The sequence below is a fragment of the Streptomyces sp. NPDC059900 genome, from assembly GCF_050270335.1.
Taxonomy (GTDB): Bacteria; Actinomycetota; Actinomycetes; order Streptomycetales; family Streptomycetaceae; genus Streptomyces.
On record NZ_JBNNJZ010000026.1, the window covers coordinates 1 to 24,989 of the forward strand.

The following is a 24,989-nucleotide window of genomic DNA, read 5'->3' on the forward strand; positions in this document are numbered from 1 at the left end:
CATGAGGGCTCCTCGGAGGGGTTCGGCGGGGGTACGGGATCAGGCGGCCGGTGTGGCCGTGGCGGGGGCCGTGAGACGCAGGGGCAGGGCGGCGAGGCCGCCCACGGTGTACGAGGCGAGCCGCTGCGGCTCGCCCGCCAGGGCGATCTCCCCGGTACCGGAGACGAGTTCCTCCAGGAGCACCCGCAGGACCAGTCGGGCGAGGGCCGCGCCCAGGCAGAAGTGCACGCCGCCGCCGAAGGTGAGGTGCCGGTTGGGGGTGCGGTCCAGGCGGAAGACGTCGCCGTCGCCGAACACCGCCTCGTCGCGGTTGAGCGAGGGAATCCACACGGTGACCGGATCTCCGGCCGCGATGTGCTGCCCGCCGAGGACGGTGTCCCGTACCGCCGTGCGCAGCAGGTGGGTGGCGGGCGGTGCCCAGCGCAGGATCTCGTCCACGGCACGGGCCGGATCAACGCGGCCCGCCCGCAACGCCGCCCACTGGTCGGGGTGTTCGAGCAGCGCCAGCAGGCCGCCCGCCGCCGCGGCGCGGGTCGTGTCGCCCACGGCGACGATGACGTTGTCGCAGGTGAGGATGGCTTCCTCGTCGGTCAGTCCCGCGCCGTCCGCCTGGGCGACGACCAGGGCGGACATGAGGTCGTCGCCGGGGTCCGCGCGGCGGGACTCCATGACCTGGCTGTAGTAGTCGAGGAGTTCCAGGTGCGCGATCCGGGCGTCGAGGCCGCCGTCGTCCTGGTCGCGGGAGGAGATCCGGGCCGCGGCGGCGGCGACCTTGCTGACGTCCTCGACCGGCACGCCGAGCAGGTCGGCGGCGAGCGCGAGCGGAATGCGCGCGGCGATGTCCTGCGCGAAGTCGCAGTGCCCGGCGGCCACCGCGTCGGCCACGAGCGGCCGGACGATCGAGCGCGCCTTGTCCTCCAGGCGGGCCAGCGAACGCGGGGTGAAGAGCCGGCCCACCGCACGGCGCAGCACCGTGTGGCGGGGCGGATCGGTCAGGGCGAGCATCTTCCCGGCGCCCGGGTAGGGCTCGGTCAGGTCACGGCGCAGCATCGTGCCCTGCGCGGAGCTGAAGGTCTCCCACTCCTGAAGCACCTTCAGGCCGGGTTCGTAGCCGGTGACCGCCCAGAAGCCGGACGCGTCGGCCGGCTGGTGCCATTGGACGGGCTGTTCGCGGCGCAGGGCCCGCCAGAGCGGGTGGGGGTCGCCCGTCGCGTAGAGCTGCGGGTCGGTCAGTGCGAGGGTCTCTGGCAGCACGGCGGTTTCCTCAGTCCTCGATCGTCGAGCGACAGTCGTCGTCAAGCGTCAGTCGGCGGGTGTCAGGCGTCGTGCATCGTTCGTCGGGCATCGGCCGTCGCGGGGCGGACGCGATGCTGGCCGAAGCCGTGCTCCAGGCGCTCCTGCGCGGGACGGTTCGGGCGTCCGGTGCCGGTCGAGCGGACCAGGACCCGCTTGAGCCACCGGTCGGAGCCGTCGTAGCGCGGCGGGAAGGCCGAACGTCCGTGCACCATCACGTCGTTGTCGACGAGGAGCAGATCCCCCGGCTCCAGGGGGACCTCGACGGCGTGCCGCTCGAAGGCGGGCCCCAGTCGCGCGTAGGCCCGGGCGAAGTCCGGGTCCGGAGTGAGCAGCCGGGTGTAGGCGGGGTCGTAGCGCACGCAGCGGGCGCTCCCGGTGCCCCACACGGTGCGTATGCCGAGGGCGTGCTCGCCTTCGCGGGGGTCGGGCTCGTAGCTGTCGTCGGGATCGATGACCAGCTGGGGGCGTCCGAGCAGGGCGGCGTCCGCGCCGCCCAGTTCGATGTCGCGGATGCTGGCCAGGCGGGTGCCGGTGCCGCCGGGGTTGCGCAGGCAGGCCAGGAGCAGGAAGTCGGCCCGTTCGGGGTGGAAGCCGTCCTCGGTGTGCCAGGCCAGCGCGAGGGTGCTGCTCGCGCCGACCTGCCGGGTCTCCTGGCCGGGACTCGGCAGGATGTTGTGCACCAGGCGGCCGTCCTGCTGGTTGGCCCAGCCGAAGACCTCCCCGAGAAGGCGGCCGACGAGGGCGAGCGCGAGTTCGTGGGGCAGGTCGGCGGGGCCGGTCGGCTCGGACCAGTGGAGGGGGGTGGGGCCCGGTTCGCCCAGATCGGCGAACAGGCCCCGCAGGACCCGGTAGCCGTTCCATCCGGCGGGCGCCCCGAGCAGCGCGGTCAGTTGGCGTACGAGGTCGGGCGGCAGCCGGTGGTGCGGCCCGGCCACGATGCTGTCGGCGGTGGCACCGGTGCGGGCGAGACGGTCCACGGCGTGGCGGAACGCGCGCCGGGTGCCGGGCGAGGGGAGGCGGACCGGTCCGGCGCCCGCGGCGACGCCGGGCACGGCGGGACGAAGGGCGGTGTCACTCATGCTGCTCTCCCGGTTCTCGGGGGCTGTGGTGGGGGGGGTGTCGAGCGGGCCGGTCAGCGGTGCGGCGTGAAGCCGGAGGCCTTGAGCAGGGCCGCGCGGTCCGCCTTGCCCGTCGCGGAGACGGGGATGCCGGTGACCGGGACGAAGTGGTCCGGGACCATGTAGGCGGGCAGCAGCCGGGACACGGCAGGGCGGGGGTCCCGCTCGTCCGCACCGTCCGCACCGTCCGCACCGGTGGCCGCGTCGGCGCTCGCGGGTACGTAGAACGCCGCGAGTTCGGGGCCGTGCGGGCCCGCCACCGCGACGGCGACCGCTTCGAGGATCTGCTCCCGGCAGCGGTTGAGCGCGGCCTGCACCTCGGCCAGTTCGATGCGGTAGCCGTTCACCTTGACCTGGTCGTCGACGCGCCCCAGGAACCGCAGGTTGCCGTCCGGCATCCAGCAGGCCCGGTCACCGGTGCGGTACATGCGCCCGTCACCGGCCGGTGCGGGCGCGGGACCGAACGGGTCCGGCAGGAACTTGTGCGCGGTGAGGCCCGGAGCACCCGCGTAACCGGCGGCCACACAGACGCCGCCGATGTACAGGTCGCCGCTCTCACCGGCGGCGCAGACCCGCAGGCGTTCGTCGAGGACGTAGTAGCGCGCGTTGGGCATGGGCGTGCCGTACGGGACGCTCGGCCAGGAGGGGTCCACGGTGTCCACCGGGAAGTGGTTCGACCACACCGTGCACTCCGTCGCCCCGCCGAGCGCCACCACCTGGACGCGCGGGAAGGCCTCGCGCAGCCGTCCGGGCATCGTCAGCGGCACCCAGTCGCCGCTGAGGAAGACCAGGCGCAGGCTGTCGCGGCCACGCGGCTCGTCGAGTTCGAGGAAGGAGAGGGGTACGGACATCGCGGCCGGTGCCGAGTCCCAGAAGGTGACGGGTTCGTCCTGGAGGATGTCCGTGAGGCGGTCGGGGTCGGAGGCGTCGGCGTCCGCGACGAGCCGGATCGAGCCGCCCGCCGCGAGGATCCCGAAGACGTCGTACACCGACAGGTCGAAGCAGAACGAAGTGACCATGAGGAGCCGGTCGTCGGGCGTCACGCGGTAAGTGCCGTTCACCCACTCGATGAGATTGACGACGCTGCGGTGGCTGACGGCGACCGCCTTGGGGGCGCCGGTGGAACCGGAGGTGAAGATCGCGTAGGCGATGGAGGCCGGGTCCGCCGTCACCGGCGGGGGCTCGGGCGCGCAGCGTGCGATGTGGTGTCCGGTGGTCACGGTCAGCGGGGCCACGCTCGGCGGGGCCTGCCCGGTCCGTGCGGTGCGGCGCTTGTCGACGCGCAGCACCACGTCGTAGCGGTGGGCCAGTTCGTGGGGCAGGCCCGCGCCGTCCCGGTCCAGGATGCGGACCTCGGCGTAGCGCGGGTCCTTGGCGGCCAGCTGCGTGAAGAAGCCGGGCGGTACGCGCAGACCGTCGTGCTCCTCCTCGTCCGGTGCGACGAGATCACAGAGCACGAGCGTGCCGGTGTCGTCGAGCTGGTCGGCGAGGCCGTCGAGGATGTCGCGCAGATAGTCGGTGCCGGGGAAGAACTGGACGGTGCTGGCCAGGACGGCGACGTCGTAGGGGCCGGGGGCGAGACGGGCGGCTTCGTGCGCGAAGCCGGTGACGATCTCGGCGTGCGGCGCGTGCTGCCGTGCCCGGGCGCGCGCCTTGTCCGAGGCCACGGGGGAGGGGTCGATGCCGACGTAGCGGGCCACGCCGGGGGCGAGTTCCCGAAGGATCATCCCGATGCCGCTGCCTGCTTCCAGGACCCGCGACGTGGCACTGAGGTGGGGTGTGACCAGGCTTGCGACGTGGCGGGCGTAGGCGGTGACTTCGTCGGGGGTGTACAGGGGCCCGTCGTCGCTCCGGTTGAAGCCCGCGGCCCGCAGTTCGTCGGTGTCGTCGGCAACCCAGTCCCACAGGTCCGCGACCGTCTCCGCCGAGAACTCGCCCTGCCAGGGCCGCTCTTCGGGGGCGTCGACGCACACCAGGCGCGCCAGATCGGGCAGCGACCAGCAGATCTCCGTCGCCACCCGGTAGTTGGCCCGGTCCACGACGAGGGAGGTCACGCGCAGCGCGGACAGCATCGCGGCGAGCCGTGCCGCGGGCCAGCGGGGGTCCAGGGGGATGTAGGCGGCGCCGGAGCGCACCACGCCGAGCAGCGCGGCGACGGTGTGCGGTGCGTGGTCGCCGAGCACGGCGACGTAGTCGCCTGGGCGGACGCCGAGTTCGTGCAGGTGCCGGGCGATCCTGCCCGACCAGGTGTGCAGGTCGCCGTGGGTGAGCGTGCCGTGGTCGGTGACCAGGGCCGGCCGGTGGCTCCAGCGGTGCGCCGCCTCGCCGACGAGGTCGTGCAGGAGCGCGTCGGAACGGAACGCCCTGCGGGTCTCGTTCCACACGCCCTCGGGTGCGGAGGAGCCTGTGACAGGGCCGGAGGCGAGGCCGGTGACGGAGCCGGGAGCGAGGCCGGCGACGGGGCTTGCGGAGGGACTTATCGACGAACTCGTCAACGGGTGCACGAAAACTCCCCAATGCGGCGGGTGCCAACTGGCCCATTGCTAACACCGGCGCGAAAGCCCTGGCTATCCGTCGGATAGTGCAAGGCCGGGGAGTGCTTTTTCGTCCGCGTACACAGTGCTGGTCAAAGCGGGTTGTGGAGCTGTGCTTCACAGCGGCTGCCGTGCATGAAGAATTTCGCGTATTCACTGCGGACCGGCACGCCGTGACGATGGCGGCATGAGTGAATTCCCGGTCGTAGTCAGCGATTCCTCCTGGCACGCCGTCACGGTCGGTGGCCGGCGGTTGCGCCTGCGGGTGAAGCGGGATGCGGCACTGGGCGGGCGGCCTTATCTGTGGCCGTCGGTCGGTGAATATCCCCTGTACGACGACTTCCTCTACCACGTGATGCTCGAGGACGAACCCAGGAACAAAATATTCCGGGATGCGATATTGGCACAGGCTCCCGACGCCAGTGTCCTGGAAGTCGGCTGCGGCCCCGATCTGTTGTGGTCGCTGCACGCCGCCGAATGCGGCGCCCGTTCCGTACGCGCCATCGAAAGCATTCCGGACAGTGCCGTGCGGGCCACGGAGCTGGCGAGGAAAAAGCCCCAGTACGACATCGAGGTACTGCCCGGCGAGGCGACCACGGTCGACGTGCCCGAACGCGCCGAGGTCTGCGTCGCCGAACTGGTCGGCAGCATCGGCGGCGCCGAGGGCATCGCCGCCGTCCTGGACGACGTACGCGAGCGGCTGCTGACACCGGGCGCCGCGGTGATCCCTGCCGTCGTCGGCACCACGGCCGCAGTGGTCTGCGCCGAGGAACTGCTCGAAGGGGAGTTCGCGGTGGACGTGGACTTCGCCGACTATGTCGCCGAGGTGCTCGCCAGTGCGGGCGGTCCCTTCGACCTGCGGATGTGCCTGGGCAACGTGGACCGCTCCGCGCTGCGCAGCACCGAGGGCCCGGTGGAGGATCTGCGCCTGGAGGAGGGCGTCGCGCGCTTCCCGTCCGTCCGGCTCGAGATCACGTCGCCCGGTCCGGTCGACGGCCTCCTGCTGTGGCTGACCATGCGCTGCACCCCTGAGGGACCGCTCCTCGACAGCCTGGAGACGGTCACCAACTGGCTCCCGGTGTACGTGCCCTTCGACGCTCCGGGGCCGCTGGAGGCAGCACCCGGCGACGTCATCGAACTGGACTGCGCCGTACAGCCGGCCGCCGACGGCCTCCACCCCGAGTACACCTTCACCGGCGCCCTGACCCGCGCCGACGGCTCCCGCGTGCCGCTCTCGGCGCGCTCCCCGTACGCCGGGGGCCCCTTCCGGGCCAGCCCGCTGCACCGGGCCCTGTTCGCCGAGGAGGCCTAGGCCGTTTCCCGTCACCGCCCCCCACCAGAAAGGTCTGTCATGCCCGTTCCTGATGTCCGCGGAGAGCACCGTCACGTGTCTCCCTCGCTCCACGCGGCGGTGGGCGCATGAGTACCTCCCTGCTCTCCCTGTGGGGCGGCGAAGCCCAACCCCCTTGTTTCTTCTATTCCTTGACCCGGTCGGCCGCCCTGCACGGCGAGCGGATCGCCGTCGCCGACGAGGAGCGCGAAGTCACCTACGGCGAACTGCTCGCGTGGACGGGGCAGATCGCGGCGCTGCTGCACGAGCAGGGCGTACGCGCGGGGGACCGGGTCGCCGTCACCGGCCCGCGCGGCACCGACGTGGTCGCCGCGACGCTCGCCGCGATCCGGATCGGCGCCGCCTGCGTGCCGCTCGACTCCTCCTACCCCGAGCGGCGCCTGGCCCACATGCTGGCCGACAGCGACCCGGCCGTGCTGCTGCACAGCGGTGGCCTGCCCGCCGTCGCGGCCGGGCGCCAGGCCCTGGAGATCCCGCCGCCGGTGCGCGGCGAGCGGGACGCCGGGCCCGCGCCCGTCGCGTGCGTACCGGACCGCGCCGTGTACGTGATCTACACCTCCGGGTCCACCGGCCGGCCCAAGGGCGTTGCCCTGCCCCACAGTTGCGTGGACAACATGGCCGAGTGGCAGCACAGCCACTCCCGGCGCGGTGATCTGCGCACGGCGCAGTTCGCGCCGATGAACTTCGACGTGTGGTTCCAGGAGGTCCTCGGCACCCTCGCGGGCGGCGGCACGCTGGTCACCGTCCCCGAGCGCATGCGCTCCGACCCCTTCGAGCTCCTGGGCTGGCTGCGCGGCCACCGGATCGAGAGGCTGTTCCTGCCCTGTCTGGCCCTGAACATGCTGGCCGTCGCCGCGAGCACCGAGCGGAGCCTGGACGGCCTCGCGCTCGCCGAGATCAACACCGCGGGCGAACAACTCGTCTGCTCGGGCCCGGTGCGCGAGCTGTTCACCCGGCTTCAGGACTGCGTCCTGAACAACCACTACGGGCAGAGCGAGTCGGCGATGGTCACCGTGCACACCGTGCGGGGACCCGCCGCCGACTGGCCGGTCCACCCGCCCATCGGCCGTCCCCTGCCCGGCTGCGAACTCCTGATCGCCCCCCTCGGCGAGGCGGGGCAGCAGGCGGACGCACCCGCAGGCACCGGTGAACTCCTGGTGGCGGGGCTGCCGATGTCGGGCGAGTACCTCAACCAGCCGGAGCTGAGCGCGGAGCGCTACATCAGCGTCGAGCGCACCCCGCACGGCCACACCCGCGCCTTCCGTACGGGCGATCTGGTCCGCGTCGAGGACGGCGCCCTGCGCTTCGTCGGCCGCCTCGACCAGGAGGTCAAGATCCGGGGCTGCCGGGTCAACCTCCTGGAGGTGGAGGCCTGCCTGCGCGAGCTGCCCGGCGTCGGCGAGGCGGTCTGCGTGGCGCCCGAGCGCTCCGAAGGGGGCCGCACCCTGCACGCCGCCGTCACCGCGGCACCCGGCGCGGCCGACCCGGACCCCGCCGATCTGCTGCGCGAGCTGGCCAAGCTGCTGCCCGCCGCATCGGTGCCGCTGACCGTCACCGTGCTTCAGACGCTGCCGCGCAGCCCCAGCGGCAAGACCGACCGGGCGGCGATCGCCCGGCAGACCGGAGGAGACCGATGACCGACACCGTCGTCGCCGCGACATCCGCCCAGGACATCGAAACGGCACTGACCGCTCACGACCGGGTGCGCGAGGCGGCCGTGCTGACCCGCCGCACCGACGACGGAACACGCGCGGTCGCCTACGTCGTGCCCGACCCCGCCGCGGACACGGGCCGGGCGGGCTGGGGCGCGGGCGGCGTCCTGGAGTCCTGGCAGAACGTCTTCGACGACACCTACGAGGGCGCCGACGAGCCGGACGGCGGCGGCGAGAACTCCGGCTGGGTCGACAGCTTCACCGGCGAGGCGATCTCCGCGCAGGGCATGGCCGAATGGGCGGATGAATCGGTCCGCCGCGTGCTGGCGCTCCAGCCGCGCCGGGTCCTGGAGATCGGCGCCGGAACCGGCATCATCATGCGACGGCTGCTCGCCGGGGCCCCCGTCGAGCACTATGTGGCGACGGACTTCTCGGCCCGCTCCGTCGAGCTGCTCGACCAGCGCGCCGCGGAGCTGACCGCCGAAATCCCGGACACCGGAGTGCGGGTGACGGTGTGCCAGGCCGACGCGCTGCGGGCGCCCCGGGTCGTCGACGAGATGTACGACACCGTCGTCATCAACTCCGTGGCCCAGTACTTCCCCTCCCTGTACTACTTCGAGGAGGTGGTGCGCCGCGCCGTGGCGGTCGTGCGGCCCGGCGGCCACATCCTCCTCGGCGATCTGCGCAACGCCCGGCTCGCGGAGGCGTTCGCCGCCCTCAAGGCCGCGCGGCTCGCCCCTGCCGCCGGGGACGCGGGCCGGGCGAGCGCCGAGGCCCGGCAGGAAGAACTCGCCGCCGACGGCGAACTGAGCCTGGACCCGGCCTGGTTGGCCGCCACACCCGCCCGCATCGAGCGCGTCTCCCACGCGGAGATCGCGCCCCGGCGCGGCACCTACGCCAACGAGATGACGCTCTTCCGCTACGACGCCGTCCTGCACGTCGACTGTCCCCCGCAGCCCGCCCCCGCGTCGGACATCGAAACCGGCCGCGACCTCACCCCCGAAGACCTGCGCGCCCGCCTGGAGCGCGACCCCGGACCGATCACCTACCGTGGCGTCGCCAACCGCCGCCTGCACGAAGCGCTCCGGGCCCGCGAAGGCGCGACGCCCGGTGACGCGCCGGGCAGCGGCCTCGACCCGGAGCACGTGTGGCGGCTCGGCGAAGAACTGGCCCGCCCCGCCCGCATCAGCTGGGCGGCGGGCGACCCGGACGGCGCGTTCGACGTGTCCTTCCCGGCGGCCGGCCCCGTGGACCAGGACCACTTCACGCTCGCCGGCGGCGAAGCCGCGCACACCACAGGCCCCGCCACCCCCGTCGTGCCCTACCCGCCGCGCACCGCGAAGAGCGCCGGGGACGGGCTGCGCGAACACCTCAAACGCCACCTGCGCACCCCCGTGCCGCCCCTCGACCTGGTGCTCGTCACCTCCCTGCCCCGGACCCCCGCAGGCACCTACGAGCAGACGCTGCCGCTGCCGCGACCGGGCGTGGAGACCGCGTCCCGCAAGGCCGAAGCCGTACGGGGCGGCGATCTGCTCGGCATCGTCCTCGAGGCCTTCGCCCAGCAGCTGACCGCGGGCACCTGCGGCCCCGACGACAAGTTCTTCGCCGTGGGCGGCGGATCGCTCAAGGCGGCGATGTGCGTCCGGCGCCTTCGCGAACAGGGGCTGAAGGTGACCGTGCGCGACATCTACCAGTGCGGCACGGCACGCGCCCTCGCCGACCACATCGCGGCCAAGGCGTAACCGCACCACACGACACAGCGCACGCACACGGTCGGCACCACCGGCCGGCAACGAGAAGCGGAGAGGCAGATGACCAAGGCCGGTTACGTGGAACCGAGGGCGGGCGCCGAGCAACTGGTCGCCATGATGATGGCCGACGTCCTGGGCTGCGAGCGGGTGGGACGGCACGACGACTTCTTCAAGATCGGCGGCCACTCGCTGCCCGCCGTGCGCCTGGTCGCCCGTGCGCGCGAGCTGTTCGGCGTCGACCTGCCGGTCAAGCTGCTCTTCGACGCGCCCACGGCCGCCGAGTTCGCCGCACAGGTGGCCCGGGGGAGCAGCATCAGCCGGCGCCCGCTGGGGCGCGCGTCGCACGGGCCCAAGGCCCCGGTCTCCTCCGCGCAGCGCCGCCTGTGGTTCCTCCAGGAACTGGAGACGGACTCCACGGCCTACCACATGGGCGAGTCCTTCCGGATCGAAGGACCGCTTGACCTGTCGGCCCTCACCACCGCCGTCGCCGCGCTCGCCCAGCGGCACGAATCGCTGCGCACCCGCTTCTCCGTCGCCGACGGCGTGCCCGTACAGAGCGTCGACGAGCAGTGGAGCGGCGCACTCGAACTGATCGAGGCACCCGGCGAGCCGACGCGCGGCGAGGAGGAGTGCGCCGCGGCCATCGCGGACTTCTGCCGCCGCATGCACGCGGACCCCTTCGACCTCGGCCGGGGCCCGCTGTTCCGGGCCAGGCTGCTGCGCCTGGGCCCGCAGGACCACGTGCTGTCCCTCGCCATGCACCACATCGTGTGCGACGGCTGGTCCATGACGCTGCTCCTGGAGGAGCTGGGCGGCCTGTACGAGGCCGCCCTGACCGGCCGCGCCGCCGCCCCCGCCCCCGACGGCGTGCGCTACCGCGACTTCGCCGCCTGGCAGCAGAAGGAACTGACGGGACCCGCTCTCCAGGAGCTCCTGGACTACTGGACGGCGCACATCGAAGGCGCCCCCACCCTGCTCGAGTTCGCCACCCCGCGGGAGGACGCCGCGGGGCCGCGCTCCGAGGGCGAGGTGCGCTTCACGCTGTCACCGGAGGTGACACAGGCCCTGCGGGACCTCTCACGCGCTTGTGGCGCCACCATGTTCATGTCCCTGCTCGCGGTGTTCGAGATCCTCATGTCGCGCTACAGCGGCGAGCGCGACCTGTTGGTGGGCACCCTCGTCTCCGGGCGCACCCACCCGGAAGTGGAGGGTGTCGTCGGGTTCTTCGTCAACATGCTCGCGCTGCGCGCGGACCTGCGCGACGACCCGGACTTCACCGGCCTGGTCGGCCGGGTACGGGAGGTGGTCCTGGACGGCTTCGCCCACCAGGACCTGCCGTTCGAACGCCTCGTGGAGGCCGCCAACCCCGAGCGCACCTCCGGGATGCCCCTCGTCCAGTCGGCCTTCCAGTACTTCGAGGACGACTCGGCACGCAGCCCCCTGCGGCTCAGCGGCGTCCGGGACGTCCACGCGGTCAACCCGCCCGGACGCGAGGACCCCGACCTGCCGCTCGCCATGGACCTCCACCGGCACGGCGACGAACTGCGCGGCCTGTTCACCTACGACCGCGCCCTGCTCAGCCCCGCCGAGGCCCAGTGGCTGGTGCGCAGCTTCGTGACCCTGGCCGCCGAGGTCGTCGCCGATCCGGGGCGGCCGGTGTCCCGGCTCCCGCTGGTGGGGCCCGCACATGTCGCGGAGGTACTGGCCCTGGGCGCCGGCCCTGAAGTGCCGGTGACCGACCGCTCGGTTCTGGACGCGCTGTGGCGCCAGGTGGGCGCGACGCCGGACAAGGCAGCGGTGACCGACGCCGAAGGCACCTGGACCTTCGCCGAACTGGGCCGCGCCGTAAGGGGCGTGGCGAGCGAGGTCGCCGCCCACGGCCCGGTCGTGGCCGTCGCGGGACAGCGCTCACGGCTGATGGTCGCCGCCCTCCTCGGCGTGTGGCAGGCGGGAGCCGCGGCCGTCCCCCTGGAACTCGGCGACCCGTCCGAACGCCTGCGGTCCGTGCTCGCCGCGAGCGGGGCCTCGGCGCTCCTGTGCGACGCCACGGCCGCCGGGCTCGGCAGCGGGGCCGGTCTCCCGGTGATCGGTATCGCGGAGGCGGTGACCGCTCCCGCGATGGCGCCCGCTTCGGGCGCGCAGGGCGGCGGACCCGCCCCGGACGACCTCGCGCTGATGCTCTTCACCTCAGGAACCACCGGGAAGCCGAAGGGGATCTCCCTGGAACACGGCGGGCTCGCCAACCTGCTGGCCGCCCACCGGGAGGCCGGGCGGCACGCGGACACCGACCGGCGGGTGGCCTGGACGGCCTCGTTCGCGTTCGACGCCACCATCGACCAGTTCCTGTGGCTGCTCGCCGGGCACGAACTGCACGTGGCGGGCGACGACACCCGCCGCGACCCGCACGCACTGCTCGACTTCGTGCGCGACGCGCGCATCGACGTACTCGACGTGCCGCCCGCCCAACTCCCCCAACTGCTCGACATCGGCCTGCTCGACGAGCAGGCCGCCCACCGCCCCGACCTGCTGCTGCTCGGCGGCGACGCGATCCCGACCCCGCTGTGGCAGCGGCTGCGCGCCACACCCGGGGTCACGGCGTGGAACCTCTACGGCCCCACCGAATGCACCATCGACGCCCTCGCCTGGCCGCTGGAGAACAGCGAGACACCGCTGATCGGCCGCCCGGTGGCCAACACCCATGTCCGGGTCCTGGACGCGGCCGGGCAACTCCTCCCGCCGGGCGTCGCGGGCGAGCTGTACCTGTCCGGCGCCCACGTCGGCCGCGGCTACCTCGATCTGCCCGACGAGACCGAGGCGAGGTTCCTGCCCGACCCCTTCACCGACCGGCCCGGAGCGCGGATGTACCGCACGGGCGACCGCGGCTCCTGCACCGCCGACGGCGCCGTACGCTTCCTCGGCCGTCTCGACCGGCAGGTCAAGGTGCGCGGGCACCGCGTGGAACTGTCCGAGGTCGAAGCCGCCGTCCTGGCACACCCCGGCGTGCGCCAGAGCGTCGTCGTCCACCACGACGGCGCCCTGACCGCCTACCTCTCCCCGGCGGCCGGTGACGGGCAGATCGGCGAGCTCCGGGAGGCGCTGGCGGTCCGGCTGCCCGCCGCCATGGTGCCCACGGCCTTCGTGACCCTCGCGACGCTGCCCCTGCTGCCCAGCGGCAAGGTCGACGTGCGGAGCCTGCCGACGGCCGACGAGGTGTCCGCCACGGCGTTCGCCGCACCCCGGCCCGGCGCCGAGGAACTGGTCGCACAGGTGATGGCCGAGGTGCTCGGCCTCGACCGGGTCGGGCGCGACGACGACTTCTTCAAGATCGGCGGACACTCGCTGCGCGCCGGAAGGGTCGTGTCCCGGGTACGCCGGCTCTTCGGCACCGAAGTGTCGGTCAGGACCCTGTTCGACGCGCCCACGGTGGCCGAGTTCGCCGCCGCCGTCGAGCGCGGCACCCGGCCCGAGCGGCGGCCCCTGGCACGCACGGCGCACGGCCCCGCCACTGCGGTCTCCTACGCCCAGGCCCGGCTCTGGTTCATGCACGAACTCGACCCCGAATCGACGGCGTACCACATGGGTGAGTCCTTCCGGCTCACCGGCGCCCTCGACCACGCGGCACTGACGGCGGCCGTCGCCGGACTGGCCGAGGGGCACGAATCACTGCGTACCCGCTTCGACGTCGCCGACGACGGCCCGGTCCAGATCGTCGACGAGCGCTGGAGCGGCACGCTCGAACAGCACGAAGCCGAGGCCGCCCCGGGGCCCGGACAGGACGCGGCCGTCACCGACTTCTGCCGCCGCATGCTGGAGGACCCCTACGACCTGGAGAACGGCCCGCTGTTCCGGGCCCGGCTGCTGCGCCTGGGTCCGCAGGACCACGTGCTGTCCCTGGGCATGCACCACATCGTGTGCGACGGCTGGTCCATGACCCTCCTCCTGGAGGAATTGGCCGAGCACTACGAGGCCGCCGTACTGGGCCGGGCACACCTCCCGCAGCCGCTGCCCGTGCGCTACCGCGACTTCTCCGCCTGGCAGCACAGCGAGCTGGCCGGGCCCGCCCTCGCCGAGCTCCTCGCCTACTGGACGGCGCACATCGAAGGCGCCCCCACCCATCTGCCCGCCCTCGGGGCGCAACCCGACGGCACCGAACCGGGTACCCGTACGGTCGAGTTCGCGCTGTCGCCGGACGTGACGCGGGACCTGCGGGCCCTGTCGCGGACGTCGGGCGCCACCCTGTTCATGACCCTGCTCGCGGTGTTCGAGGTGCTCGTCTCGCGGGTCAGCGGCGAGCGCGACCTGCTCGTCGGCGTGCCGGTGGCCGGGCGCACCCACCCCGAGGTGGAGGGCGTCGTCGGGTTCTTCGTCAACATGCTGGCCCTGCGGGCCGATCTGCGCGACGACCCGGACTTCACCGACCTGGTGGGCCGGGTACGCGACGTGGTGCTCGGCGGCTTCGCCCACCAGGACCTGCCGTTCGAGCTCCTGGTGGAGGCGGTCAACCCGGAGCGGGATCTTGGCCTGCAACCGCTGCTCCAGGCGACCTTCCAGCTCTTCGAGGAGGAGATCGACGCCGGGTTCGCGCTGCGCGGCCTCAAGAGCGCGCCGGTCGACATCAGTTCGAGTGCCCCGCGCTTCGACCTGTCGTTGGACATGTTCCGTGCCGGGGAGGGGCTGCGCGGCTGGTTCCACTGCAACGGCGCGGTCTTCACCGAGCGGCAGACGGCCCTGCTCGCGGAGGCGTTCACGCGGCTGGCGGCAGAGGTGGCGGGGGACGCGGCCCGGCGTCTTTCCGACCTGCCGGAGCTGCTTGAGCTGCCTGAGCTGAAGGACTCGAAGGGCTCGAAGGACTCGAAGGACTTGACCGACCCGGGGACGCCGGGTGCGGCACAGGGCGTACCCGAGCAGCCGGCCGCCGTACTGATGGGACAGAGCTGATGCGCAGTCAAGACAATTGGCTCGTCACGCTGTCGGGCCCGGCCGAACCGGACGTCGAACTGGTCATGGTGCCCGGAGCGGGCGACGGGCCCACCACCGCGCGCACCCTGCCCCCGTATCTGCCGCCCTCCTGGCGGCTGAGCTCCGTGTGCCTGCCGGGACGCGGCCAGCGCTTCGACGAGCCGCTGCCCGACGACCCCCGCGCCGTCATCGACTCCGTGGTGGACGCCGTCGACACCCTCGGCCCGGCGCCCGTGGTGCTCCTCGGGCACAGCCTGGGCGCACTGTGGGCCCTTGAGACGGGAGGCAGGCTCGCGCGCCCGCCGGCCATGGTGGCCACCGTCGCGTGCGCGCCCCCGGAGCCCGGCGGCGCCTCGGGCATGGAGGAGCCGGACGACACGGAGGACCGGCTCTTCATCCGCGGCCTTCTCGTGGACCAGGGGCTCACCGATCCGGAGTGCCTCGACGAACTCGTCGAACTGACGGTGCCCGTCTTCCACGCCGACCTGACGCTCGCCGCACGCTGGACGGCCCCCGAACGACCGGTCCTCGACTGCCCGGTCGTGTCCTACTACGCCTCGCAGGACGGGCTCGCGCCCGCGCCCTGGGCACGGCACACCACGGGCAGCGCCGAAGCGGTGTGGCTGGAGGGCGGGCACGTCGTCCACCAGGAGCGGCCGGCTGAACTCCTCGCGGACCTGATCCGCAGGGCGTCGGCGTGCCTGGCTCCGCACGCCTCCGTCGGTTCGCACCCGGGGGCCGGTTCTCACCCGAGGGCCGCATGAGCCATCGGACGCGGGTCGCTCGGGTAGTAGTCGGTGACCGGCAGCCCCGGATAGCTCTCCGGGTCGCTCAGCATGCGCCGGTGGTGGTGCGGGTTGCACTCGACGGTGCGCTCCACGTACCACCGCCGGTAGAGGTCCAGGACCGCGGGAGCGAGGCGCTCCACCGCCGGGTGGTCGCGCCAGCTGAGCATGTAGCGGATCCGCGCCGCGGAGGCCAGCGGAAGGCGGTGCAGCCCGGCCGGAAGCGGTTCGCTGGGCCCGCCCAGGCTCACCGCCGTCGAGGTGCGAAGGAGTTCGTGGGCCAGCTCCTGGGACTCGGGATAGTGCACGAACTCCTGCTCGTGGCCGCTGACTTCGCGCAGCTGGCGTGGTACCGCAACGGCGCTCTCCTCCGGCGGCGCGACCAGGGCGAAGCCCGCCAAACGGGCGAGGTTCAGGGCGGGGTTGCCGGCGAGAGGGTGCCCGCAGTCGAGGTAGGCCCAGGCGTTCTCCGTCACCACCTCGTGGCTGCGCAGCTCGCGCAGGTCCTCGCCGATGCCGGTGTGGGGCCTGTGCCAGGTGCGCCACCACAGGAAGTCGACCTCGCCGCGCCGCAGCTGATCGAGCCCGAGCGCCACCGAACGGTAGTGGCGCACCTCGCTCGCGCCCGGCGCAGCTATCGTCGCCATCCGGTCCGGCAGGTCGCTCGGCGTGAGCCGGTACAGGGCCGTGCACAGAGGTCTCGGCAGCGCCGGAAGGGGCTCCTCAAGGCCCGAGATCTGGGCTCTGGTCTGCGTCCACTGCGTCTCGATGGACGCGATGGACCGCAGCGCGAGCGCCCCGGCCTCCGTCAGTTTGACGTGCGTGGTCGTACGGGCCAGGAGCCGTTGCCCCAGACAACGTTCGAGGCGGCGTACGCGCTGCGAGACGGCCGACACGGAGACCAGCAGACGCCGTGCGGCCCGGGTGAAGGACAACTCCTCCGCGACGATCTTGAAGGTGGTGAGGTCTACCCAGTTCATCTCATTCATGGCCCACATGGTCAGGCACCGGAGCTGCCTGAACGAGGGGCCGTCCGGCTGGCTCGAGCGGTGCCCGAGCGACCTTCCAGTCCGGAGCACCGGACGCGCGGCATCGCAGGGCCCTGCCGCGCTCGACATCGCTGAGGAGCATCCCGATGGCCGCCCCTGACCAAACACCCTCTTATCAAGCCGTGTTGCGCACTCCGACGGCGGGGCGCACCTTCCAGGTGTCGCTCGTCGGGCGCCTTTCCTACGGCATCGTGTTCCTCTCCCTCACCCTCGCCATCACGTCGGGTACGGGGTCCTACGTCGTGGCCGGAGCAGCGGTGGCCGTGTTCGGGCTCGCCAACTCCCTCCTCGCGCCGCTGCGTTCCGGCCTCATCGACCGGCACGGCTCGGCCCGGCTGCTGCTGCCCATGGGCGTCGCGTACGCCCTGCTGCTCGCCGTGCTCGCCGCCCTCACCTGGAGCGGCGACGCGGACGCCTGGATCCTCGTGCCCCTGGCCGCCGCGGCGGGCGCCTGTGCCCCGCCGCTCGGCCCGGTGATGCGGACCGTCTGGAGCGACCTGCTGCCGGACGCCCGCATGCTGCAACGGGCCTACAGCCTGGACACCGTCTGCGAGGAAGTCCTCTACGTGACGGGGCCGTTGATCGTCGGCCTGCTCGTGATCGTGGCGGCGCCGCCGCTGGGCGTCGCGGTCAGCGCGGCCCTGGTCCTCGTCGGCACGCTGGCCTTCGTGCGGACACCGGCCGTACGCGCCCAGCGCGGAACCCTCGCGATGCCCGCCACGGACACGCCCGCATCCGCCGGTGGCCGGCACGGTCTGACGCCAGGGCCGCTGTCGGTCGCCGCGGCCCTGGGGCTCGCGCTCGGCTCGCTGAACCTGTTCGTGGTCGCGTTCGCCGGGCGGCACGGCCAGCTCGCCTCCGTCGCCTGGATCGAAGCCTCGCTCGCCGTCGGCAGCGTGGCGGGCGGGCTCCTCTACGGCAGCCTCGACTGGCGCATCCACGCCCGCATCCGCCTCGCGGTCCTTGCCGCCGCGCTCGCCGTGCCGCTGGCCCTCGCGGGCACCTCGCCCGGCCTGCCCGCCATGATGGCCGCCACGGCCGTCACCGGCCTCCTCGTCGCCCCCACCCTGACCACCGCCTACCTGCTCGCCGACGAACAGGCCACCGACCGCAACCGCACCCGTGTCGGCACCTGGGTCACCACCGCCTTCAACCTCGGCAACGCGGCGGGCGCGGCAGGCGCGGGCCTCCTCGTCGGAGCCCTGCCCCTGCCCGCCTGCTTCGCCCTGGCCGCGGGCCCCCTGCTGCTCTCCGCGCTCGCCCCGCTGGCGTTCGGCCCGCCCGGAACACCGCAGGATGCCGCAGCTCCGGAGACCGGTGAAGCCGGTGAGCCCGGTGAGGCCGGTGAGCCGACAGGCCCGACCAGGACACGCGAGGAGGCCCAAGGGTCGACGCGACGCTGACCCTCGGGTCACACTTGACGCCGTGCTTCGCAAGGCCCGCGGGCTCCGACGCCGAGTCCGCGAGGAGGACTTTCCGGTGACTGAACTCTCGTACGCGCATGGTGTGAGCGATACACCGCTGCTCGGTGACACCATCGGGCAGAACCTCGGCCGGGCGGTGGACGCCTGGCCCGAGCGGGACGCGCTGGTGGACGTGGCGGCGGGGACACGCTGGACGTACGCCGAATTCGGCGCGGCCGTCGAGCAGTTGGCGCGGGGCTTCATGGGCGCCGGGGTCGCCAAGGGGGACCGGGTCGGCATCTGGGCGGTGAACTGCGCCGAGTGGGTGCTCGTGCAGTACGCCACCGCGCGGATCGGCGCGATCATGGTGAACATCAACCCGGCCTACCGCGCCCACGAGCTGGAGTACGTGCTGGGGCAGGCCGGGGTGACGGTCCTGGTCGCCTCGCAGTCGCACAAGTCGAGCGACTACCGCGCACTGGTGGAGCAGGTGCGGCCCAGCTGTCCCGGACTGAGGTCGGTCCACTACATCGGGGACGGCTCGTGGGGCGAACTGCTGGACGCCTCCAAAGCCGTGTCGGTAGCCGAACTGGCTGCGCGTGAGGCAGAGTTGACGTGTGACGACCCGGTCAACATCCAGTACACCTCGGGCACGACGGGATTCCCCAAGGGAGCGACCCTCTCCCACCACAACATCCTCAACAACGGGTACTGGGTGGGCCGCACGGTCGGCTACACGGAACAGGACCGAGTGTGCCTGCCCGTGCCCTTCTACCACTGCTTCGGCATGGTCATGGGCAACCTCGGGGCCACGTCCCACGGCGCCTGCATCGTCATCCCGGCCCCGTCCTTCGACCCGGTCGCCACGCTGCACGCGGTGGAGCGCGAACGCTGCACCTCGCTGTACGGGGTGCCGACCATGTTCATCGCCGAACTGGCCGACCCGGACTTCGACGCCTACGACCTGTCCTCGCTGCGCACCATCCGTACGAAGCCCCCGGCCGTCTCCACGGCCGGGGGCTTCGTCGTTCCTCCGGTCAGGAGGAGAAGAGCATGTGCCCGAAGCTCTTGTGGCGCTTGTTGTGGCCGTAGTGCCCGCCGTGATGACCGCCGTGGTGGCCGCCGTGCTGGGGAGCGCCCCACTGCGGGGCGGGAGCGGCCGGGTAGGCCTGCGGGGCGGGCGGTGGAGGCGGGCCCTGCTGGGCGCCCCACTGACTCTCGACCCGGCTCAGGGCCTCGAGCTCGCCGTAGTCGAGGAATATCCCGCGGCAACCGCTGCACTGCTCGATCTGGACGCCATTGCGGTTGTACGTGTGCATCGGTGCATGGCACTTGGGACACTGCATGGTCGGCTCAACTCCTCGCCGGTCGTGACTGCTTCGCCGGATCTCTGCCCGGCTTCGGTGCGTTGCACCCTACTTCGTGGGGGTGGGCGCCAACTCGGGCGGGAGGGCGGCCATTCGCTCGCAGGCGTCGACCACGGCCTGCTCGATCTCGTCGAGGGGGCGGTTCTCCCTGACCGACTTCGCCACGGCCAGGGCCGCGGTCTGTGCGGTGAGGGCGCGGGCCGGTACGTCGAGGACGGGCCAGGGGTCGGCGGGGTCGGGCGGGAGCGCGGGTCCGTGTGCCGCGCGGTAGGCGGTGAGGAAGCGGATCCACTCGTCCCCGGGGAGGAGACCGCAGGCGTACCAGGCGGCGGGGCGGGCCAGGTCCCAGGCCGGGTCGCCGAGGCCGAGGTCGTCGACGTCGATGAGCAGCCAGCGCCCCTCGGGGGTGCGGACCAGCTGGCCCAGGTGCAGGTCTCCGTGGCACAGGAGCCCGGGAAGCGGGGCGGGGGCCTCGGCGCGGGCCCAGCCGGGCAGGGTGGCCCAGGCGCGCTCGACGGGGGCGGCTGCGGGATGCGGGCCCGCGTCCCGCATCCGCCGCATCGCGCGGGCGGCCTTCGCGGGGCCGCGCATGTCCGGCAGGGGGTGCGGGAGGGCGGCCGGGGGTGTGGCGTGCAGGCGGGCGAGGAGGGTGGCGGCGGCTTCCCAGGGGGCGGCGTCGGGGTCGTCGCGGTCCACCGGGGTGCCGGCCTGCCAGAGGGTGACCAGGCGGCCGTGGAGGGGGATCGCCGTCTCGTCGAGCGGCGGCAGGAGGGTGCCGTCCAGGGCCGCGGCGACCTTCAGGCGTACGGCGAGCCCGGCGGGGTCCGTGCCGGGGGCGTGGGCCTTGGCGACGGTGTCTCCGTGCCGGACGACGGTGGCGTCGTCGCGGTCGGCCAGGACGGCGTCGTGAGCGCAGGCGCAGGTCCGCGGGGTGCGGTGGGCTCTCTGGCGGGCCTTGGCGGTCAGCGCGGGCAGCAGCAAAGCGGTCACGGGTCCCCCGGCGTACGTACGTCGAACGGTGCTTCCGCGAGCGTACGCGGGCTGGACTTCAAGCCCGTCCGGCGTTTGAGGACGAGCTCGGCGCAGCCGGCGATCTACGGCGTCCAAGGCTCCCGGCGGAGCCCCGCGCAAAGAAGTGCCCGCGCAGCTCCCCAGCTGCGCGGGCATTTCTCGTGCCGTCCGCCGCACCCCCGTCCCCACGGGGTTTCCTGGCCGGATGTCCCCGCCCGGACCGCTCATCCGGGCCCGGGGCGCCGCTCAGCGCCCCAGCATCACGCCCACGGACGACGCCTGTGTGACCACTGCTTCCCAGCCGCCGAAGACGACCACCAGCAGGGCCGCCAGGGGAAGAACCATGGCCGTCGCCACCAGGGGGTGGCGCGTACCGGACGGGCGGACGCCGAACGTGGCGAAGGCCTTACGTCCCTGCGTGCGGATCATTGTCCGCGGTGCCGTGTCCGCCATGGTTCCTCTCCTGACCGAATCTGTATGAACTTGGCAGCGGCGGGTGCCTGACCTCGGGGGACGAGTGCTGACTCCCGCCGCTTGACCTCAAATCTAGGTGCGTCGGAGGTCCGGGGCGTCATGCCCTCGTACCGATTGCCGGGCCTCCCGGAGGATGACCGATCGTCGCGCGTGTACTCCCGTGGGTGGAGACGGGGTCCTAGGTCTCGGGGTCTTCCCGGAGGGGACGGGCCGCCTGCTCGGAGGTGTCCTCCCTGGGGACGGGCTGCTCCACCAGAGCCAGGACGCGGGTCGACATGAACCGCGCCGTCCGCACGACGGAGCCGCTGCGGGTGACTTCGCTCACTTCGACCACCCCCCTGCGGACCGCCGTCTCGACCCGGCGGCCCGCCCGGCTCGCCACCACCTCGTACGTGCGTGTCGTGTCTCCGGCGTCCACGACTATCTCCACACGATCACCTTTCACGCGATCAATCCCCCTTCGGTGACGGATGGTTGGGAACGGCCCTCCGCACAACGGCCGCTCGCTCCAGTGCCCCTGACCACTCTTCAAGTTTCCCACCCGGCACTGACAATCGGTCGGGCCGCGAGGGCGCGGCCTCTGCACCTGCCCGGCCGTGGAAACGTAAGCTGTGGCACGACAACGAACCGGGCAGCGGGGATGGACATGGCGATGATGCGGCTCCGGCGCGAGGACCCGCGTGTCGTCGGCTCGTTCAGACTGCACAGGCGGCTGGGCGCCGGCGGCATGGGGGTCGTCTACCTGGGGTCGGACCGGCGGGGGCAGCGCGTCGCCCTCAAGGTGATCCGGCCCGATCTGGCGGAGGACGAGGAGTTCCGCTCGCGTTTCGCGCGCGAGGTCTCCGCGGCGCGGCGCATCCGCGGCGGCTGCACCGCGCGGCTCGTCGCCGCCGATCTCGACGCGGACCGGCCGTGGTTCGCCACGCAGTACGTCCCCGGCCCTTCCCTGCACGACAAGGTCGCCGCCGAGGGCCCGCTCTCCGCGGCCGATGTGGCGGTCGTCGGTTCGGCGCTCGCCGAAGGCCTCGTAGCCGTGCATGAAGCCGGTGTCGTGCACCGCGACCTGAAGCCGTCGAACATCCTGCTGTCCCCGAAGGGGCCGCGGATCATCGACTTCGGCATCGCCTGGGCCACCGGCGCCTCGACGCTGACCCATGTGGGCACCGCCGTCGGGTCGCCCGGCTTCCTCGCGCCCGAGCAGGTGCGCGGCGCCGCCGTCACGCCCGCCACGGACGTCTTCGCCCTCGGCGCGACGCTCGCGTACGCGGGCATGGCGGACTCGCCCTTCGGGCACGGCAGTTCAGAGGTCATGCTCTACCGCGTCGTCCACGAGGAGGCGCAGCTCGGCGGGGTGCCCGACGCGCTCGCCCCGCTGATCAGGGCCTGCCTCGCCAAGGACCCGGAGGAGCGTCCCAGCACGCTTCAACTGTCCCTCAGGCTTAAGGAGATCGCGGCCCGCGAGGCTCAGGGCCTCAGCGACCCGCGGCCGCCCGCGCCCCGCCAGAGCCAGGACCGGCCGACGGGACGGATGGCCGAGGAGTACGCGGATCAGCAGACCCAGCGGCGTCAGCAGCAGGGCACTCCCCCGCCGCGGCCCGGATCGTCACGGCCTGGTTCCTCGCGGACCGGTTCTTCGCGGGGCGGCTCCCCGCGGACCGGGTCGTCGCGCACCGGTTCCTCGCGGCCGAATTCCTCACGCCCCGGATCCAGCTCCTCGCGGTCCGGCTCACGACCCTCGCAGGCACGGAACACGACACGTTCCGGCGCGCGGCGGCCCGCCAATCCGCGCCTCCTGCGCCAGCGGCTCTTCGTGTTCGTGGTCGTGACGCTGCTGGTGGCCCTGGCGATCGCGGCGGCCCAGGGATGCCAGGGTCCCGCCCGCGGACTCGGGGCACCCGATGTGCACGACGTACGGCAGAGCGGCCGGCTCGACCCGGGGCCGGGCCCTCAGAGCTGAGGGCGGCCCGTCGCCACCGCGTAGAACGCGACCGCGGCCGCAGCTCCCACGTTCAGGGAGTCGACGCCGTGGGCCATCGGGATGCGCACCCACTCGTCGGCCGCCATCAGGGCCTTCGTGGTGAGGCCGTCCCCCTCCGCGCCGAGCATCAGCGCGACCCGGTCCATGCGGTGGGGCGCCGCCTCGTCGAGGGTCTTCGCCTTCTCGTCCGGGGTGAGCGCGAGCAGGTTGAAGCCCGCTTCCCGTACGCCTTCCAGGCCCTTGGGCCAGGATTCGAGGCGGGCGTAGGGGACGGAGAAGACCGCGCCCATGGAGACCTTCACCGAGCGGCGGTAGAGCGGATCCGCGCAGTCCGGCGAGAGCAGGACCGCGTCCATGCCCAGGGCCGCGGCGCTGCGGAAGATCGCACCGATGTTGGTGTGGTCGTTGACCGACTCCATGACGACGACGCGGCGCGCCGTGGTGAGGAGTTCGTCCGACGTAGGCAGCGGCTTGCGCTGCATCGAGGCGAGGGCGCCCCGGTGCACGTGGTAGCCGGTGACCTGCTCGGCGAGGTCGGGGTTGACCGCGTACACGGGGGCCGGGACCTCGTCGATGACGTCGCGCATGACGTCGACCCACTTGGCGGAGAGCAGCATCGAGCGCATCTCGTAGCCCGCCTGCTTGGCGCGTCTGATCACCTTCTCGCCCTCGGCGATGAACAGACCCTCGGCGGGCTCCCGCTTGCGGCGCAGTTCGACGTCGGTCAGGCCCGTGTAGTCGCTCAGGCGCGGGTCGGTGGGGTCGTCAACGGTGATGAGATCAGCCACAGGGTGATACTGCCTTGTCCTGGGTGTGGTGCCAACGCCTCGGGGCGGGTTGGGTTACCGATGGTTACGCGGGGGCTCGGGGTGGCTGCGGGTCACGCGGGGCCCTGGGGGCCCACGTTCACCACCTCGCCGATGACGATCACTGCCGGGGGCTTCACCTCGTGGGCGGCGACCTCGGCGGCGACCGTGGCGAGGGTGGCGTCCACGCGGCGCTGGGCCGCGGTGGTGCCCTCCTGGATCAGGGCGACGGGAGTCCCGGGCGCCCGGCCGTGCGCGGTGAGCGCCTCGGCGATCTTGCCGATCTTGTCCACGCCCATCAGGATCACCAGGGTGCCCCGCAGCTTGGCCAGGGACGGCCAGTCCACCAGGGAGCGCTCGTCGTCCGGGGCCACATGGCCGCTGACCACGGTGAACTCGTGGGCCACACCGCGGTGCGTGACGGGGATACCGGCGGCGCCGGGCACGGAGATCGAGCTGGAGATGCCGGGTACGACCGTGCAGGGGATGCCCGCCTCGGCGAGCGCCTGCGCCTCTTCCATGCCGCGCCCGAAGACGAAGGGGTCACCGCCCTTGAGGCGGACGACCGACTTGCCCTGCTTGGCGTGCTCGACGAGGGCGTTGTTGATGGCCTCCTGGGCCATGAACCGCCCGTACGGGATCTTCGCCGCGTCGATCACCTCGACGTGCGGCGGGAGTTCGTCGAGCAAATCGCGGGGGCCGAGCCGGTCGGCGATCACCACGTCCGCCTCGGCGAGCAGACGCCGGCCGCGGACCGTGATGAGGTCCGGGTCGCCGGGGCCGCCGCCGACGAGGGCGACGCCCGGCGTGCGCGTGCGCTGCTGGGGCGCCGCGAGGGTGCCGTCGCGCAGGCCCTCGACCACCGCGTCGCGGATGGCGGCCGTGCGGCGGGGGTCGCGGTCGTCGATGTCCGTGGTGAGGATGGCGACCGTGACGCCCTCGGAGCGGCCGGTGGCGGGCGTCAGGGCGGTGGCGGCGTCGGCGTCGTCCGAGCGGACGCACCAGACGCGGTGCGCCTCCCCTTCCGCGGATGCCGCCCGGTTTGCCTCCGGGTCGCTGGTCGCGATGAGGGCGTACCAGGTGTCCTTGAGGTCGCCGTGGGCGTAGCGGCGGCGCTCCCAGGTGATCTCGCCCGCGTCCGCCATGGCCTCCACGGACGGCGTCGCCGACGGCGATACGAGGGTGATGTCGGCGCCCGCCGCGATCAGGGCGGGGAGGCGGCGCTGGGCCACCTGACCGCCGCCGAGCACGACCGTGCGGCGGGCGGTGAGGCGGAGGCCTACGGGGTAGGCGGGACTTTCGGCCATGGCGGGTGGCTCCTCGTGCGGGGCGCGGGGCTATGCGGTGCCGCTGCGACGGTGAGGCGGCTGTCCTGATGCTTTGACGTGCGGGTTCAGTATGGCTGGGGCGGGACCGGGTCTCTCCCCCAGCCCCGCCCCTTGCCGAAATGCGGGC

General features: G+C 73.0%; 17 protein-coding genes and 1 pseudogene. 8 read left to right on the plus strand and 10 right to left on the minus strand.

Annotated elements, in window-relative coordinates; all coding sequences use genetic code 11:
* Positions 1–39: 39 nt before the first annotated feature.
* The 3 genes from ACQKIP_RS06730 to ACQKIP_RS06740 form a co-directional block, all read right to left on the minus strand.
* The gene (locus ACQKIP_RS06730; protein ID WP_365863124.1) at positions 40–1,254 is read right to left on the minus strand and encodes a cytochrome P450; all 1,215 of its coding nucleotides are present in this window, start codon (positions 1,252–1,254) and stop codon (positions 40–42) included.
* 62 nt (positions 1,255–1,316) lie between these two features.
* Complete coding sequence (locus tag ACQKIP_RS06735) at positions 1,317–2,375, minus strand: TauD/TfdA family dioxygenase (RefSeq protein ID WP_365863126.1); 1,059 nt, start codon at positions 2,373–2,375, stop codon at positions 1,317–1,319.
* Between the two features lie 53 nt (positions 2,376–2,428).
* Positions 2,429–4,918 (minus strand): AMP-binding protein, encoded by a 2,490-nt coding sequence (locus tag ACQKIP_RS06740; protein WP_365863128.1) that lies wholly within the window; start codon positions 4,916–4,918, stop codon positions 2,429–2,431.
* Between the two features lie 217 nt (positions 4,919–5,135).
* Between ACQKIP_RS06740 and ACQKIP_RS06745 the strand changes: the two genes are divergently transcribed.
* The 5 genes from ACQKIP_RS06745 to ACQKIP_RS06765 all read left to right on the plus strand — a co-directional run bounded on the left by ACQKIP_RS06745 (position 5,136) and on the right by ACQKIP_RS06765 (position 15,425).
* Positions 5,136–6,260 carry a class I SAM-dependent methyltransferase gene (locus ACQKIP_RS06745; protein ID WP_365863129.1) on the plus strand — a complete coding sequence of 375 codons (1,125 nt, stop codon included), beginning with the start codon at positions 5,136–5,138 and terminating at the stop codon, positions 6,258–6,260.
* Between the two features lie 107 nt (positions 6,261–6,367).
* Positions 6,368–7,936: an AMP-binding protein gene (locus ACQKIP_RS06750; protein ID WP_365863130.1), complete on the plus strand. Its 1,569-nt coding sequence runs from the start codon at positions 6,368–6,370 to the stop codon at positions 7,934–7,936.
* Positions 7,933–9,693 carry a methyltransferase gene (locus tag ACQKIP_RS06755; protein ID WP_365863132.1) on the plus strand — a complete coding sequence of 587 codons (1,761 nt, stop codon included), beginning with the start codon at positions 7,933–7,935 and terminating at the stop codon, positions 9,691–9,693. Before ACQKIP_RS06750 ends, ACQKIP_RS06755 begins: the two co-directional genes overlap by 4 nt.
* A gap of 69 nt (positions 9,694–9,762) precedes the next feature.
* Positions 9,763–14,640 carry an amino acid adenylation domain-containing protein gene (locus ACQKIP_RS06760; RefSeq protein ID WP_365863134.1) on the plus strand — a complete coding sequence of 1,626 codons (4,878 nt, stop codon included), beginning with the start codon at positions 9,763–9,765 and terminating at the stop codon, positions 14,638–14,640.
* Positions 14,640–15,425, plus strand: coding sequence for a thioesterase II family protein (locus ACQKIP_RS06765; RefSeq protein ID WP_365863135.1), 786 nt, complete (start codon positions 14,640–14,642; stop codon positions 15,423–15,425). The genes ACQKIP_RS06760 and ACQKIP_RS06765 overlap by 1 nt, the downstream gene beginning before the upstream one ends.
* Here ACQKIP_RS06765 and ACQKIP_RS06770 read toward each other — a convergent pair.
* Positions 15,407–16,435 (minus strand): LysR family transcriptional regulator, encoded by a 1,029-nt coding sequence (locus ACQKIP_RS06770; RefSeq protein WP_365863136.1) that lies wholly within the window; start codon positions 16,433–16,435, stop codon positions 15,407–15,409. The two genes, ACQKIP_RS06765 and ACQKIP_RS06770, sit on opposite strands and share 19 nt — an antisense overlap.
* Positions 16,436–16,617: 182 nt before the next feature.
* Here ACQKIP_RS06770 and ACQKIP_RS06775 point away from each other — a divergent pair, with 182 nt between their 5' ends.
* Both ACQKIP_RS06775 and ACQKIP_RS06780 read left to right on the plus strand, forming a co-directional pair.
* Positions 16,618–17,898 carry an MFS transporter gene (locus ACQKIP_RS06775; RefSeq protein WP_365863138.1) on the plus strand — a complete coding sequence of 427 codons (1,281 nt, stop codon included), beginning with the start codon at positions 16,618–16,620 and terminating at the stop codon, positions 17,896–17,898.
* Between the two features lie 76 nt (positions 17,899–17,974).
* A pseudogene (locus ACQKIP_RS06780) lies at positions 17,975–18,880 on the plus strand (AMP-binding protein); the annotation flags it as partial.
* A 55-nt stretch (positions 18,881–18,935) separates the two neighbouring features.
* Here ACQKIP_RS06780 and ACQKIP_RS06785 read toward each other — a convergent pair.
* The 4 genes from ACQKIP_RS06785 to ACQKIP_RS06800 form a co-directional block, all read right to left on the minus strand.
* Positions 18,936–19,244: a zf-TFIIB domain-containing protein gene (locus tag ACQKIP_RS06785; RefSeq protein ID WP_365860162.1), complete on the minus strand. Its 309-nt coding sequence runs from the start codon at positions 19,242–19,244 to the stop codon at positions 18,936–18,938.
* A gap of 69 nt (positions 19,245–19,313) precedes the next feature.
* Positions 19,314–20,255, minus strand: coding sequence for an aminoglycoside phosphotransferase family protein (locus tag ACQKIP_RS06790; protein ID WP_365860161.1), 942 nt, complete (start codon positions 20,253–20,255; stop codon positions 19,314–19,316).
* 267 nt (positions 20,256–20,522) lie between these two features.
* Positions 20,523–20,729, minus strand: coding sequence for a hypothetical protein (locus ACQKIP_RS06795; protein ID WP_351164871.1), 207 nt, complete (start codon positions 20,727–20,729; stop codon positions 20,523–20,525).
* Between the two features lie 199 nt (positions 20,730–20,928).
* Complete coding sequence (locus tag ACQKIP_RS06800; RefSeq protein WP_365820979.1) at positions 20,929–21,195, minus strand: hypothetical protein; 267 nt, start codon at positions 21,193–21,195, stop codon at positions 20,929–20,931.
* Between the two features lie 195 nt (positions 21,196–21,390).
* Here ACQKIP_RS06800 and ACQKIP_RS06805 point away from each other — a divergent pair, with 195 nt between their 5' ends.
* Positions 21,391–22,707: a serine/threonine-protein kinase gene (locus ACQKIP_RS06805; RefSeq protein ID WP_365860160.1), complete on the plus strand. Its 1,317-nt coding sequence runs from the start codon at positions 21,391–21,393 to the stop codon at positions 22,705–22,707.
* On the opposite strand, the gene ACQKIP_RS06810 is transcribed toward ACQKIP_RS06805, so the two are convergent.
* Both ACQKIP_RS06810 and cobA read right to left on the minus strand, forming a co-directional pair.
* Entirely contained in the window at positions 22,698–23,516 is an 819-nt protein-coding gene (locus tag ACQKIP_RS06810) for a TrmH family RNA methyltransferase (protein ID WP_361192675.1), read from the minus strand. The two genes, ACQKIP_RS06805 and ACQKIP_RS06810, sit on opposite strands and share 10 nt — an antisense overlap.
* 92 nt (positions 23,517–23,608) lie before the next feature.
* The gene (gene cobA, locus ACQKIP_RS06815) at positions 23,609–24,841 is read right to left on the minus strand and encodes a uroporphyrinogen-III C-methyltransferase (protein WP_365860159.1); all 1,233 of its coding nucleotides are present in this window, start codon (positions 24,839–24,841) and stop codon (positions 23,609–23,611) included.
* Between the last annotated feature and the right edge of the window lie 148 nt (positions 24,842–24,989).

Coding starts and splice junctions, on each gene's coding strand:
- ACQKIP_RS06735 (WP_365863126.1), bottom strand. CDS start 2,375: ATGAGTGACACCGCCCTTCGTCCCGCCGTGCCCGGCGTCGCCGCGGGC.
- ACQKIP_RS06745 (WP_365863129.1), top strand. CDS start 5,136: ATGAGTGAATTCCCGGTCGTAGTCAGCGATTCCTCCTGGCACGCCGTC.
- ACQKIP_RS06750 (WP_365863130.1), top strand. CDS start 6,368: ATGAGTACCTCCCTGCTCTCCCTGTGGGGCGGCGAAGCCCAACCCCCT.
- ACQKIP_RS06755 (WP_365863132.1), top strand. CDS start 7,933: ATGACCGACACCGTCGTCGCCGCGACATCCGCCCAGGACATCGAAACG.
- ACQKIP_RS06760 (WP_365863134.1), top strand. CDS start 9,763: ATGACCAAGGCCGGTTACGTGGAACCGAGGGCGGGCGCCGAGCAACTG.
- ACQKIP_RS06765 (WP_365863135.1), top strand. CDS start 14,640: ATGCGCAGTCAAGACAATTGGCTCGTCACGCTGTCGGGCCCGGCCGAA.
- ACQKIP_RS06770 (WP_365863136.1), bottom strand. CDS start 16,435: ATGAATGAGATGAACTGGGTAGACCTCACCACCTTCAAGATCGTCGCG.
- ACQKIP_RS06785 (WP_365860162.1), bottom strand. CDS start 19,244: ATGCAGTGTCCCAAGTGCCATGCACCGATGCACACGTACAACCGCAAT.
- ACQKIP_RS06795 (WP_351164871.1), bottom strand. CDS start 20,729: ATGGCGGACACGGCACCGCGGACAATGATCCGCACGCAGGGACGTAAG.
- ACQKIP_RS06805 (WP_365860160.1), top strand. CDS start 21,391: ATGGACATGGCGATGATGCGGCTCCGGCGCGAGGACCCGCGTGTCGTC.
- cobA (WP_365860159.1), bottom strand. CDS start 24,841: ATGGCCGAAAGTCCCGCCTACCCCGTAGGCCTCCGCCTCACCGCCCGC.